Origin of the sequence: Pannonibacter phragmitetus (genome assembly GCF_050510895.1) — a bacterium.
In the GTDB taxonomy this organism is placed as follows: domain Bacteria; phylum Pseudomonadota; class Alphaproteobacteria; order Rhizobiales; family Stappiaceae; genus Pannonibacter; species Pannonibacter phragmitetus_B.
This window is the reverse complement of sequence record NZ_JBNINT010000002.1, coordinates 48,723-61,349: the sequence shown is the minus strand read 5'-3', so window position 1 is coordinate 61,349 and position 12,627 is coordinate 48,723. Positions and strand designations below refer to the sequence as shown.

Here is a 12,627-nt window from a genome sequence, read left to right as displayed (position 1 = left end):
GCGGCTGCATTGATGGCAGCGGCAATCTTCTGGGTGGTTTCGGGATACATTTCGCTGCCTCGCAGCCAGCTCAGCATCGGACAGATGACGCTGGGTCTATAGCTGGCGGCGAACCGGTTCCTGTGGAACCAAACGGGGCGGAACCAGCAGGGCGGAATTGGCGCGGGCGTGTGCGCCAGAGGGTGGCGGCATCCTCCAGACAGGCGGAGAAATCCTCGTCTGGCACCTGGCGCAAGGTCATCAGGGCGAGGGCGGCGGTCTTGACGATGGCCGCTTCCGCCAGTTCATCGCGCGCCGCGCCCGTCCACACGGCCAGCCAGTATTCCATCTGGGTGAATGCGGCGGGGATCCGCATCCGGCTGGCAGGCGCCGAGGGCAGCGTAAAGCGGGTTTCTGCGCCGTTGATCAGCCGGAACACGGGCGTTGGCCGGTCCGGTGTGACCTGCGCAAAGTCGCGGTTGGCACCGGTAACGGCCGCATCCAGACAGCCGGTGAGGCCAGCGGCCGTGCGGAACAGCTCGCGGTCCGACGTCTGCGCCGCGCCGAGCATCGCCGCGGGGGCACCGCCCGGATTGAGCAGATGCACGACGGAATGCATGGGGTTGCGCATTTCAAAGGCCGGATAAAGGGCGAGCAGGCCCGCCAGCTGCGGGCAATAGGCGGTGACGGGCAGATAGGCGATGCCCTCCCGCGCCATAGCGTGACTAGCATCTTTCAGACTGTCTGCCACGGGAATGGCGCCAGCTTGTGCTGTCTGTTGCAGCAGGACGCCCGAGGCGATGTTGCTGCCGAAGCCGTGCACAAGCACCTTGTGCCCGGCCATGGCCACCAGACGGGCGGCGTGGAGAAACCACGGCACGGTGCGCAGCCGGGGCGAGAGATAGGCCGGCCAGTTGAGATCCGCCGCCGTTGCCGTCTCCCCCGTGGTGCTGTCTGCCGCATGAAGCTGCACCGCTTGCGCAAAGCCGGCCAGTTCCACCGCCGTCATGCCCCGGAACTGCATGGTGGCCAGCAGGGCGCCGGTCTGGAACGGGTCGGCTTCGGCCCGCAGCACGATGCCGAGGGCATCGCGCGCTTCCTCCTGCGTCAGCGGCCGGGTGCGGCCCGGACCGGCGGCAATGCTGGCGATGTATTTTGCCAGCCGCTGGCTGGGGGCCGATGCATGATCGATCAGCGCCATCCGCTCGGCAATCATCTGCGGCGAGGGTTCGCCAGCCAGCCGGTCTGCCGCGCTGGAACCCGGCGCCAGCGGAGTTGCCTGATGGGGAGCATGTTGCTGCGGCAGCGCACGGGCGGAGTTGGAGCCGGGGCCATGGTGGCTGCCCCAGGGCAGGGGCTTGCGCTTTCCGGCGTGCGGGCCAGCAGCACTTCGGCATCATTGGCCAGCCCGCGCACCTCCAGCCGCAAGGCCTCGGCGAAGGGCGTCGGGCGCATGCCCTGGCCGGTGCGCTCCAGCAGCGGATCGCCGTAGAACTCGCGCAGCTGCGCCAGCATCCGGCTCATGGCCGAAACCTGCAATCCCATGCTGGCTGCCGCCGCCGACACGCTGCCTTCGCGCAGCAGCGCATCCAGCGCGATCAGCAATTTCATCCGGCCAATGTCCACCTGTGTGCTGCCTTCTGCCTGTATGCCGGTCTCAAAAGGGTGGCTTTTGCGTTTTTCGCAAATTGGAATTGCTCAAAATGATGCGCGTTGACCCTTGGCAGCAGTGTCTACATAAGTGGATTTAGAAACTCAACTTATGTTGTTCAGGCAAGGCGCTGCCGCCGTCACAGTGGCGTGAGCGCTGCCGCTACGAGGTTCAGGAAATGACGCATATGTTCTCGATGAAGCGCCTGGCTGCGGGCCTTGCGAGTGCTCTGGTTCTGTCCGCCGCGCTGACGGGCTCTGCCGCTGCTGAGGTCAAGGTCACTCATGCCAAAGGCGAGCTGACGCTGCCTGCGGTCCCGGCCAAGGTGTTCGTCTATGACCTCGCCTCACTCGACACGCTGACGGCGCTTGACGTTGAAGTGGCCGGGGTGCCGGGCGGCAACAAGCCGGGGCAGCTGGCGAAATATGCAGACGGCAAGTACCAGAAGATCGGCTCCCTCTTCGAGCCGGACTTTGAAGCCGTTGCCGCCGCGCAGCCGGATCTGATCATCGTCGGTGGCCGCTCTGCTGCCAAGTATGAGGATCTGGCGAAGATCGCACCCACCATCGACCTGTCGGTGGACTTCAACGACTTCACCGGTTCCGCCCTGAACAACGTCAAGACGCTGGCGAGCCTCTTCGGCAAGACAGACAAGGCAGATGAGCTGACCGCGAAATACAAGGCCTCCGTCGAGGAGCTGAAGGGCAAGACCGCTGGCGCAGGCAAGGGCCTGTTCGTGCTGACCACCGGCGGCAAGATGGCCACCTATGGCAAGGGCTCGCGCTTTGGCGTGATCTTCGGCGAGTACGGGCTGGCGCAGGCGGATGACAACATCAAGATCGGCCTGCACGGCCAGCCGGCATCCTTTGAATATGTCCTGGAGCGCAATCCGGACTGGCTGTTCGTGCTGGACCGGGATGCGGCCATCGGCCGGGAAGGCGATGCTGCCCGCCAGCTTCTCGACAACGAAATCGTCCGCCAGACCACGGCCTGGCAGAAGGAACAGGTGGTCTACCTGAATGCGGCCAACTGGTATCTGATTGGCGGTGGCATCACCGCCATGCAGGATACGGTAGACCAGCTGAACGCGGCCTTCAGCGGCAAGTAATTTCCTCTGACTGTCCGTGTGTCAGGCGGCTGCGTCTCCTCCGGGGCGCAGCCGCCGCAATCCTTTCAGGGCCCTGACTTGAAGTTCCTGCTGCCAGCCTCTCTCCTGACCCTCGGTCTTGCGATAGCCAGCCTGTTCACCGGTGCCAGCCCCGTCTCCTTCTGGAGCGTGGTCTGCGGCACGGGCGATGAGCGGGCCTTGATGCTGCTTGCCGAAAGCCGCATTCCGCGCACCATCGCCCTCATTCTGGCAGGCGCAGGCATGGCCGTGGCCGGAACCTTGATGCAGATGCTGGCGCGCAACCGCTTCGTCGAGCCCTCCACCGCAGGCACGGTGGAATCGGCCTCGCTGGGCATGCTGCTGGTGCTGTTCTTCGCGCCGGACCTGCCGGTCATGGCCAAGATGCTCGTCTCCGGCGGTTTCGCGCTGGCGGGCACCTTCCTCTTCATCGCCATTCTGGAGCGCATCCCCCTGCGCTCAGCGCTGATGGTGCCGCTGGTGGGGCTGATGCTGGGCGGGGTGATCAGCGCCGTTACCGCCTTCCTCGCCTACCGGTTCGACCTGCTGCAATCCCTAGGCGCCTGGACCAGCGGCGATTTTTCCGCCGTGCTGCGGGGCCGTTACGAGGTGCTCTGGCTCAGCCTTGCGCTCACCCTCGCCGCCTATGTGGCCGCCGACCGCTTCACCCTTGCCGGAATGGGTGAGGATTTCGCCGTCAGCCTCGGCCTCAATTACCGGCAGGTGCTGCTGCTGGGGCTCTTCATCGTCGCCATGGTCACCGCTGCGGTGGTGGTCACGGCGGGCGTGGTGCCTTTCGTTGGGCTGATCGTGCCCAATCTCGTGGCCATGGCTCTGGGTGACCGGCTGCGCCGCACCCTGCCGCTGATCGCCGTCACTGGCGCGCTGCTGGTGCTGCTGTGCGATCTGATCGGCCGCACGGTGAATGCGCCCTTCGAGATCCCGGCCGGTTCCGTGCTGGGCGTGGTGGGCAGCCTGTTCTTCCTGTTCCTGCTGCTGCGGAGGCGCTCCCATGCGGCTTGAGTGCCTGTATCTGACCGGCCAAAGACGGCTGACACCTTCCGGCGTGCTTCTGCTGCTGGGCCTTCTGACGCTGGCCGCCGCCACCGCCTTCATGACGCTCGGCGTCAAGGCCGGATGGTCCTTCGTCCTGCCCTTCCGGGGGCAGAAGCTTGCCGGGCTTGTGCTGGTGGCCTATGCGGTGTCCGTGTCCACGGTGCTGTTTCAGACGCTGACCAACAACCGCATCCTGACGCCTTCGATCATGGGCTTCGATGCGCTTTATGTTCTGCTGCAAACGGTGCTGGTCTTCACCCTCGGCTCGGCTTTCGTCACGGGCCTCGACCCGCGCCTGATGTTCGTGGGCGAGGTCGCCATCATGGCGGGCTTCTCGCTGATCCTGTTCCAGCTCCTGTTCTCCGGGGCGATCAAGGGCCTGCATCTGATGATGCTGGTCGGCATCCTGCTCGGCGCCCTGTTCCGCAGCCTTGCAGGTTTCCTGCAGCGGGTGATTGACCCGAACGAGTTTGTCGTGCTGCAGGACCGGTTCTTTGCCAGCTTCAATTTGGTCGATGGCACGCTGCTGGGCGTCTCGGCACTGCTCATTGCCGGGGCCAGCCTTGCCGCCTGGCGTCTGGGCCACACCTTCGATGTGATGGCGCTGGGGCGGGACAGCGCCATCATGCTGGGGGTGGACCACGCCCGCGTGACGCGTCAGGTGCTGATGATCATCACCGTGCTCGTCTCGGTCTCCACGGCGCTGGTCGGCCCCGTCACCTTCTTCGGCCTGTTGACGGCGAACCTTGCCTATCTGGTGATGCCCTCCGGCCGCCACCGGCATGTGCTGCCTGCGGCGGTGCTTATCGCCATCATCTGCCTTGTGGCGGGCCAGACGGTGCTGGAGCGGCTGCTCGATTTCAGCACAGCGCTCGCCATCGTCATCGAATTTGCCGGCGGGCTGTTCTTCATCTTCTTTCTGCTCAAGGGAGCGCGGCGGTGATCCGGATTGACCAGGTCAGCAAGAGCTATGGCACCACGCTGGTGGTGGACGGGGTCACCCTCGACCTGCCGAAGGGCGGGCTCACCTCCATTATCGGTCCCAATGGGGCGGGCAAATCGACGCTGCTGTCCATGATTGCCCGGCTGACCACGATGGATCGGGGCAGTGTGCTGGTCGATGGGCTTGATGTGGCGAACACCTCGGGCGACGTGCTGGCGCGGCGCCTGTCCATGCTGCGGCAGGACAACCAGATGACGGCGCGGCTCACCGTCACCGATCTCGTCTCCTTCGGGCGCTACCCCTATTCCAAGGGGCGGCTGACGGCTGAGGACAGGGCCGAGGTGGACAAGGCGCTCGCCTATCTCGGCCTCACGGACCTCCGCGACCGCTTTCTGGATGAACTTTCCGGCGGCCAGCGCCAGCGGGCCTTCGTTGCCATGGTGCTGGCGCAGGACACCGGCTACATGCTGTTTGACGAGCCGCTGAACAACCTCGATATCAGCCATTCCGTTTCCATGATGAAGCTCTTGCGGCAGGCGGCGGATGATTTCGGCAAGACGGCGGTGGTGGTGCTCCACGATATCAACTTCGCCTCCTGCTACTCCGACCATATTGTCGTCATGCAGAATGGCCGCGCCGCGCTTCAGGGCACCCCGTCCGACATCATCCGCCCCGAAGTCCTCACCGCCATCTTCGGCTGCCCCTTTGACGTGCAGGAGATCAACGGCAGCCGGATTGCCGTCTACTTCCGGTGAGGGCGGGGTTATTCACCCCTCTCATCCTCGATCAGATCCGGGCCGCCCAAGGCCTGCGGATTGCTGCCGAGGAGGGCGAAACTGAGGAAGCCGGTCTGATCAGACGGGGAGGAGAGCCCGCCGAACAGCGTCCAGCTGCTGGCCACACGCGGCACGGCGCCCGGCTGTCCCGGAGTGCCGGGGATTTGCGTTGGCGGCGTTGAGGGCCGGGGTGCGATGTCTGCCAGCGCTGTGGCTGTGGTGCTGGCGAGGGTGTAGTTCAGGGCATCCGCCCCGCCGAGGCTGAGGCCGCTGATCAGCACCGTCTTGCCCGTGCCCGGCCCTGCATCGGCGAAAGCGCCGGTTGCCGCTGCCACACTTAGCATGTCGCCGCTGATCATGCCGTTGAACAGGGCGCCGGAGGTGTCGAGTGTGGCCGTCACCGTGCCATCTGCCGTCTTGTTGCGTGCAACAATGCCGCCAATGCTGGAAATGACAGCCCGTTCCACTGTGCCTGTGACTGTGCCGGGGGTGATGGTCAGCGTGTAGTTTCCAGCCGCAAGGCCTGTAAGCAGATAGCTGGACAGGCTGATCGCCTTGCCGGTGCCCGCGTTCTTGTCTGCATAGATGCCTTGGGCGGTGGCGAATGACACGTCATCGCCAAGAATGGTGCCGTTCAGCTGCGCGCCGGTCAGATCCAGCGTCACCGCCGTGGTTCCGTCATAGCTGCGCGTGATGCCGGAAACGCCGGTGAGGATGAGCGCCTTCGGCGTGATGGCGGCACTCGTCGAAACGTTGAAACTGTTCCCCAGTGCACTTGCCAGCTCGTAATTGCCTGCGTCTGCACCGGCCAGCGCCAGACCAGCGACCGAGATGACCTTGTTCGTGCCCGCCGATGGGTCAAGGAAGGCGGCGGAGCCCGTGAGGGTGAGCGTGTCGCCGCTGATGAAGCCCGTCAGCACCGCATTGCTGGCATCCAGCGTTGCCGCAGCGCCTCCGTCATAGACCTTGCTCCGCGCAGAGAGCCCGCTGACGGCGGAGATGACGGCCTTGTCCACATCGCCCGTGACCGTGCCGGGCGTGACGCTGACGCTGTAGTTGCCCGCCTCCGCGCCGCTGAGGGTCAGGCCCGTGATGTTGATGATCTTGCCGGTGCCCGCGTTCTTGTCCGTATAGGCGCCAAGGGCGGTGGCAAGGCTCACGTCATCGCCCAGGATCACCCCGTTGAGGCTCGCAAGGCTCTGGTCGAGGGTGACATTCGTGGTGCCGTCATAAGTCCGGGTCAGGCCGGTGAGCCCGGAGGCGGTGAGGGCCTTCTGCGAGATATCCGCGGCGGCTGTCAGCAGGATCGTGTTGCCGATGCTGGCGTCATACTCATAGTTGGCAGCGTCCGTGCCGGTCAGGGCGAGAGCGTGACTTCGACCGTCTTGCCCGTTCCGGCCGAGGCGGTGAGGAAGGCGGCAGAGCCGTTGAACACAAGATCATCTCCGTTGATCATGCCGGAGAGAACAGCGCCCGAGGTGTCCAGCGTTGCCGCCGTGGTGCGGTCATAGACCTTGCTGTCCACGGCAAGGCCGCCGACGGCTGTGATCACCGCCCGTGTGACCTCAAGCGACTGGGTGCCGCCCGTGAATGTGTAGTTGGAGGCAAGGCCCGTGCCGTTGCCGAGGCTGAGCCCGCTGGTGTCAGAGGTGGAATACTGATCCGCGTTCTTGCTGGCGAGCGTGGCTGCGCCGCCGAGGGTCAACGTTTCGCCATTGGCGAGGTTCCCCAGAACGATATTTGCGGCCGAGAAGCTGCTGCTGCCATTGTAGGCCCGCGAGCCGGTGAGGCTGACGGCCCGGGGCGTGACCGTGACGCCGCCCGTGCCGAAGGCGAGGTAGACGTCGGCCATTGTCAGGCCGCCGGGCAGGCCAAGGGAAACCATGTTGGGCTCTGACCAGGCGTAGGTTCCCGCATTCGTCGTGCCGGTGATGGCGCTGCCCACATCAACGGAAATGGACGCGCCGGTGATGCTTGTGTTCAGGTTGCCCTGAAAGTTGCCCGTGTCGCCATAACTGCGGGAGAGGGTGCCGGACACCTTGATGTAATTGTCGTAGAGCGCCTGGCTGGAAAGCGCCCGCAGCTGCGGCACACCGCCAGCCTTGGGCGAGCCCCAAATGCCGGCAAAGTCCCAGCCGTCCTCGATGTAGAGGAAGGGATCGAGAAGCTCGGCGGCCGTCTTGCCCCGGCTGGCGAAAGAGGGCTCCGTGCCTGCCGTGTCGGCGTTGTAAAACACGTTGGACACGTTGCTGCTGCTATTGCCGCCAAACAGGCCCTGGTTTCCGGAAACGGTGCCAGTGGCGTAGCTGTAGCTGATCGTGCCGCCGTTGTTGCCCACGAGCGCGCCTCCGTCTGTTCCCGAGACGTTGCCGGAGGCATAGGAGTTGATGATCACGCCATTGCTGCTGACCGACCCCACCAGCCCGCCCACCTGAAACCTGACTGTGGAGGCATTGCCGGTGGCATAGGACTGGCTGATGGTGCCGCTGTTGAGGAAGCCCACAAGCCCGCCGAAGGCCCCGAGCGTTCCCCGCCAACAACGGCGCCGCCGCTGACGTCTCCGCTGGCGAAGGATCGGGTGAGGGTGGTCTGGAACATGGTGCCCACCAGTCCGCCCGTCGCGCCCGTGCTGCTGGCCACGGTGGCGGAAGACCAGAGGCCGGAGAGCGTGGAGTTCGCCGCCCAGCCTACGGCACCGCCAACGGAAGAGCTGCCGGTAACGGAGCCCGCCACGCCGAAATTGCTCAGGCTGGCGGCTGATGTCAGCCCGAACAGGCCGATGGCCTGAGTTGAGGGCCGGTTGATATGAAGGTTGGAGACCGTATGCCCCAGCCCCTCAAAGGTGCCCGTGAAGCCGGTGGTGAAATCGCCCAGCTGGGCGAAGCCTGCGCCGCCGTTCCAGCCGGAGGTGGCCGAGGCGTCAATATCGCTGCCGAGCACATAGCGCCCGGCAAGGTTGCCGTTGATGCCCTGCAGGTCCGTGCCCGTGGTGCTGCCTTCGGCGCCGAGGCTGGTGAGGATCGTGTAGCTGTTGACCGTGCCGTCGCTGCCCAGCTTCGTGGCAAAGCTGCCAGTGGAAGCAAGGTTGACGGGGGCGCTGACGGTGTAGGTGGCCGTGTTGCCTGCCGCCACCGCGCCCTGACCATAATGCAGCGCCAGCCCCGCCGTGGACGTGCCGTTGAGCACGGCATTGATGGCAATGTTCCGGTCGGCCCTGAGGGTGAGGACATTGGCGGCCCAGTTGATGCCTGAGGACACGGTGATATCGCCCGCGTCCCCTCCTGCGGCGGCGGTCGAGATTTCCACATTGCCGCTGGCAAGCCCCGCCTCGATGGCGGTCGCCATGTTCACGTCGATGTTGATGTCCGTGGGGTCGATCAGCCAGTCGCCGCCGTCCGTCTCGACCTTCAGCGTCTTGTCCAGCTTCACCTTCTTCGCTGAAGTCTCGACGAATTTGGCTTTCAGCGCGCCGCTGGCATGGGTTTCATCACCGCCCAGCAGCAGGATGCGGCCATTGCGCGAGCCGATGGCCTTGGCCTCCACCGTGCCGGTGTTGTTGACGATGCCCTTTTTCGCCTCCGAGGCGCCCCTGGCGGTGAGAATGGCGCTGCCGCCATCCGCCTTGATCAGGCCGCTGTTTTCCGCCAGCGCCTCCATGGTGGAGGCTTTCACCTCCACCGAGATCAGGCCGTCGCCGTCAAAATCCAGCAGCACGTCCGTTCCGGCGGCAAGGGCCGTGTCGCCCGTGATGGTGCCGCTGTTGCGCACGGTGGGGGCGATGAGGGCAACAACTGCGCCGGACACTTCGCCCGCATTGGTGACGGAGCCACCGCTGCCGGTGAAATTGAAGTCATGAGCCAGAAATTTGCTGTCGGTGATGCCAAGCGTGGAGGCGACGAAGGCCCCGGTCTGCACCCGCCCGCTGGCGCCGATGGCGATGCCATTGGGGTTGATCAGGAACACCTGACCATTGGCATTGAGATTGCCGAGGATCTGCGACGGGTCTTGCCCGGTGACGCGGTTGAGCGCCATGGACGAGGCGCCCGGCTGCACGAAATTGACCGTGGCGCCGCTGCCAATGGAAAAGCTGTTCCAGTTGGTGATGAGCTGATTACTGGTCTGGGTCACCGTCATGGTGCTGCCCGAGGTGCCGATGCTGCCCGTCCCTGCCGCGATGGTGCCGCCGGTGGGCAGCTCCTGCGCCTGCAGCAGGGAGGGGGCAGGATCAGTCCGGCGCCAAGCGCGCAGGTGGACAGCAGCGGGGTCAGATGACGCCGACGCGTGGAACGGGAGCCAGCCGGAGAGACGTTGTTACGGGAAAACTGCCGGGAAAGCTGCATGGCACCAGTCCTCATGCCGGGGTTTCGGGAGCATGCCTCGTGCCCGGAAACTTCTTTTGCCGCACTGGCGTGAGAAGGGGTCAACCGCCTCAGAAGCGGATGGCCCCGGTCAGCCAGAATTGATTGTTCAGGGACTTTCCGTCCGTGTTGCTGCCGTCTGCCGGGCTGCGGCCGGGGTTATCCCCGATGGCATGGGCCCAGGTGGCGGAAACATTCAGGTTCTCGCGCGTCCAGCGGGCATAAAGCCCCGCGCCGCCAAGGCCATAGCTGTTGCAGGCGCAGGCATTGACGAGCGGTATGCCGCGCTCGAAGCGGTTCACCACAACCTGTCCGGCATCGGCAAAGGCGGCCAGTTGCACGTTGCCATATCTGGCATTCACCGGCAGGTCGTAGCGCAGCTCCACGCTGCCCAGCACGCCCATGTCGCCGCGCCCTTCACCCACCGGATAGGCGCGCACCGCATAGGGCCCGCCGAGCGCAAATTCCTCGGACGAGTCCAGATTGCCATCGGCCAGCTGGCCATAGCCGCGGGCAAAGAGCGAGAAGGCCCCTTGCAGCTTCTGCACCCGCGCCGCACTGGCATTGACCTTGTTGAAGGCCCCGGCGGTGCGCAGGCCCGCCCTGTCTGCCGCCTGCGCCGAAGGCTCGCCGGAGAGATCCAGCGTGCCGGTGGTCCAGCTCAGCGAAAGAGCCGTCAGGCCGCCGCCCAGAAACCCGTCCCGTGCTTCGCCCGAGACACCGAAGGTGCCAGAGACGGACTGCTTGTCCGAAAGCCGCCCGGCGCGGCTGTCATCCACCAGTGACTTCCAGTTCACCCCGGCCGAGGTGGAAACGGAAAGCCTGCGGGTGGTGACAAGCGCATAATCCAGCGTGGCCCCGGCAAAATCCGCCTTGCCCTTCAGGCCCAGCAGGCGGCCCGTGTCATCCACGTTGCGATAGGTCAGGTGGCCATAGCTGGCGCTGAGCGTGAAGGGGACGCCCAAAGCGGCACCCAGAGCGGCACACTAGCGGACAGCGACCCGAAGCGCTGGCCTTCCGAGCCCGACAGCGTGACCCGGCTGAGGTCGCCGTAACCGGTTGCATCCGTGAGCAAGGCCGTGCCGGTGCCCTGTAGCCGCCCCGTGGACCAGGAGCCGAAATTGTCGGCGGACAGGCTGCCGGAGAGCAGCGGGTCTTGCGTTGTATCGATCACAAGCCGTGTGGTGCCGGGGGCCGTGCCGGGCATCAGCCGCGCCCTTGCGGTGACGCCGGGATGCGCATTCATGCGCAGCAGGGCGCTTTCCAGCTGCGCCTGTGTCAGATCATCCCCCGCCGTTTCCTGCTCCAGAATGGCGCGCAGCCGCGCTTCGGACGCCCGCATGTCTTCCGCCCGTTCAAAGCTGGCCTCTTCCAGCCGGCCTTGCAGGATCTCGATGGTGATCACCCCTTCGGTGATGTCCTGCGGCGGCAGGATGGCGCGGGCGAGAAGATGGCCTTGCGCCTGCAATGCCGCCGTCGTCTGGCTGGCCAGCGCCTGAATGCCGCCAATGCCAAGCCGCTTGCCTTTCCCGGCCGCAATGATGGAAGCCTGCGATGATGCAGGCAGCAGATCCGCCCGGCCCGTAAAGCGCAGGCCAGTGATGGTGATGGTCTGCCCTTCATCCGAAGCGGCGGCCGGCCGCCCTTGCTGGCTCTGCGCCGCTTCCCCTGCATCCATTCCCGGCAGGGTCCGCTGCATGTCGAGCCGCCTTTGCTGCTCCCGCAAAAGACTGCCCGCATCCTGCGCGGCAGCAGGCAGGCCCGCGCCGCACAGCGCAGCCACCAGCGCTGCCGCAGCCAAGGGCTGCGCCACACCCCGCCGCCCGGCGCGCCGTTCCGTCAGTGTTCCCCAAATCGTCACAAGCAGAAGATCCCCGTCCCGGACCGTGCAGCCAGACCATGTCTGACGCCTGTTCACCGAACATGCCTGAAACACCCATGGCTTGCATGTCCAAATTTTGCATGTATCCGCAAAATTCCGGTGTTTCCGGGGACTAAAATGCGGAACACCGCATGCGCACCGGTTCGTTCAATACAGAAATGAAAGTTCCATAAGATAGATTACGCGATAAATACGCATAGCTGCGATAGCGCCCTGACGAGTGCCTTGCCGGGGGCTTTCGGAACGCCGTGAAACCGTCAAGCGGCTATGGTAGATGATCGAGGCTGTGAATCTTGCCGGAGCGCGATTGATGGGACGTCTGCCTGATCCGATCGAAACCTATATTGATGCCTATAACCGCAAGGACGTTGACGGGATGCTGATGTGCCTCGCCGAGAATGTGGTCTTTCAGAACATCTCCGGCGGTGTGGTGACGGCTGAGGCATCGGACAAGCAAAGTTTTGCGCAGATGGCGAGGTTCGGCGCTTCCGCATTCGAGACCCGGCACCAGAAGGTCGTGAACGCGATCACCGTGGCGGGCACCACACTGGCCGAGATCGACTACACGGCGGTTGTGGCGACCGACCTGCCGAACGGGTGGAAGGCCGGCCAGAAGCTCGCCTTCTCAGGCGCATCCGCCTTCCGCGTCGAAGACGGAAAGATCATCAGCATCGTGGATCAAAGCTGAGGAATGGCGCCTGCCGCCGCTGTTGCGGCTCTTTCCAACTTTGCCACTATGAGCCCCCTCGTCACGCAGCCGTCACACGGCTACGGTTATTGGGCACCTGACACGCTTGAGGAGACACCGGCGGGGATGAGCAGCGGAGAGGGAACGCAAGAGGCTGCAAGGCCGGGG

Annotated in this window: 12 protein-coding genes; 5 read left to right on the top strand and 7 right to left on the bottom strand. The window is 65.0% G+C overall.

The window, feature by feature from the left end; genetic code table 11:
- Nucleotides 1-70: 70 nt before the first annotated feature.
- Nucleotides 71-1,195, bottom strand: coding sequence for a glycosyl transferase family protein (locus ACQB61_RS21545; protein WP_430514491.1), 1,125 nt, complete (start codon nucleotides 1,193-1,195; stop codon nucleotides 71-73).
- Nucleotides 1,192-1,590 carry a helix-turn-helix domain-containing protein gene (locus ACQB61_RS21540; protein ID WP_430514490.1) on the bottom strand — a complete coding sequence of 133 codons (399 nt, stop codon included), beginning with the start codon at nucleotides 1,588-1,590 and terminating at the stop codon, nucleotides 1,192-1,194. Before ACQB61_RS21540 ends, ACQB61_RS21545 begins: the two co-directional genes overlap by 4 nt.
- Before the next feature lie 227 nt (nucleotides 1,591-1,817).
- On the opposite strand from ACQB61_RS21540, the gene ACQB61_RS21535 reads away from it, so the two are divergent.
- The 4 genes from ACQB61_RS21535 to ACQB61_RS21520 all read left to right on the top strand — a co-directional run bounded on the left by ACQB61_RS21535 (nucleotide 1,818) and on the right by ACQB61_RS21520 (nucleotide 5,510).
- Nucleotides 1,818-2,738 carry a siderophore ABC transporter substrate-binding protein gene (locus ACQB61_RS21535; RefSeq protein ID WP_430514620.1) on the top strand — a complete coding sequence of 307 codons (921 nt, stop codon included), beginning with the start codon at nucleotides 1,818-1,820 and terminating at the stop codon, nucleotides 2,736-2,738.
- Between the two features lie 78 nt (nucleotides 2,739-2,816).
- Nucleotides 2,817-3,779: an ABC transporter permease gene (locus ACQB61_RS21530; RefSeq protein WP_430514489.1), complete on the top strand. Its 963-nt coding sequence runs from the start codon at nucleotides 2,817-2,819 to the stop codon at nucleotides 3,777-3,779.
- Nucleotides 3,769-4,755: an iron chelate uptake ABC transporter family permease subunit gene (locus ACQB61_RS21525; protein ID WP_430514488.1), complete on the top strand. Its 987-nt coding sequence runs from the start codon at nucleotides 3,769-3,771 to the stop codon at nucleotides 4,753-4,755. The genes ACQB61_RS21530 and ACQB61_RS21525 overlap by 11 nt, the downstream gene beginning before the upstream one ends.
- Complete coding sequence (locus tag ACQB61_RS21520; RefSeq protein ID WP_430514487.1) at nucleotides 4,752-5,510, top strand: ABC transporter ATP-binding protein; 759 nt, start codon at nucleotides 4,752-4,754, stop codon at nucleotides 5,508-5,510. The genes ACQB61_RS21525 and ACQB61_RS21520 overlap by 4 nt, the downstream gene beginning before the upstream one ends.
- A gap of 8 nt (nucleotides 5,511-5,518) precedes the next feature.
- Here ACQB61_RS21520 and ACQB61_RS21515 read toward each other — a convergent pair whose 3' ends face one another.
- The 5 genes from ACQB61_RS21515 to ACQB61_RS21495 form a co-directional block, all read right to left on the bottom strand.
- On the bottom strand, nucleotides 5,519-6,814 hold the full coding sequence (locus ACQB61_RS21515; protein ID WP_430514619.1) for a YDG domain-containing protein: 1,296 nt from the start codon (nucleotides 6,812-6,814) through the stop codon (nucleotides 5,519-5,521).
- A 74-nt stretch (nucleotides 6,815-6,888) separates the two neighbouring features.
- Nucleotides 6,889-8,034 carry a YDG domain-containing protein gene (locus tag ACQB61_RS21510; protein ID WP_430514486.1) on the bottom strand — a complete coding sequence of 382 codons (1,146 nt, stop codon included), beginning with the start codon at nucleotides 8,032-8,034 and terminating at the stop codon, nucleotides 6,889-6,891.
- On the bottom strand, nucleotides 7,923-9,725 hold the full coding sequence (locus tag ACQB61_RS21505; protein ID WP_430514618.1) for a filamentous hemagglutinin N-terminal domain-containing protein: 1,803 nt from the start codon (nucleotides 9,723-9,725) through the stop codon (nucleotides 7,923-7,925). The genes ACQB61_RS21510 and ACQB61_RS21505 overlap by 112 nt, the downstream gene beginning before the upstream one ends.
- 235 nt (nucleotides 9,726-9,960) lie before the next feature.
- Nucleotides 9,961-10,854, bottom strand: coding sequence for a ShlB/FhaC/HecB family hemolysin secretion/activation protein (locus tag ACQB61_RS21500; protein WP_430514485.1), 894 nt, complete (start codon nucleotides 10,852-10,854; stop codon nucleotides 9,961-9,963).
- Complete coding sequence (locus ACQB61_RS21495) at nucleotides 10,812-11,750, bottom strand: POTRA domain-containing protein (protein ID WP_430514484.1); 939 nt, start codon at nucleotides 11,748-11,750, stop codon at nucleotides 10,812-10,814. Before ACQB61_RS21495 ends, ACQB61_RS21500 begins: the two co-directional genes overlap by 43 nt.
- Before the next feature lie 331 nt (nucleotides 11,751-12,081).
- Between ACQB61_RS21495 and ACQB61_RS21490 the strand changes: the two genes are divergently transcribed.
- Nucleotides 12,082-12,459 carry a nuclear transport factor 2 family protein gene (locus tag ACQB61_RS21490; protein WP_430514483.1) on the top strand — a complete coding sequence of 126 codons (378 nt, stop codon included), beginning with the start codon at nucleotides 12,082-12,084 and terminating at the stop codon, nucleotides 12,457-12,459.
- Nucleotides 12,460-12,627: the final 168 nt, after the last annotated feature.

Bases quoted from the DNA above. Each gene is read 5' to 3' on its own strand.
- ACQB61_RS21545 (WP_430514491.1), bottom strand. From the start codon at position 1,195: ATGATTGCCGAGCGGATGGCGCTGATCGATCATGCATCGGCCCCCAGC.
- ACQB61_RS21490 (WP_430514483.1), top strand. From the start codon at position 12,082: ATGGGACGTCTGCCTGATCCGATCGAAACCTATATTGATGCCTATAAC.
- ACQB61_RS21525 (WP_430514488.1), top strand. From the start codon at position 3,769: ATGCGGCTTGAGTGCCTGTATCTGACCGGCCAAAGACGGCTGACACCT.
- ACQB61_RS21535 (WP_430514620.1), top strand. From the start codon at position 1,818: ATGTTCTCGATGAAGCGCCTGGCTGCGGGCCTTGCGAGTGCTCTGGTT.
- ACQB61_RS21540 (WP_430514490.1), bottom strand. From the start codon at position 1,590: ATGAAATTGCTGATCGCGCTGGATGCGCTGCTGCGCGAAGGCAGCGTG.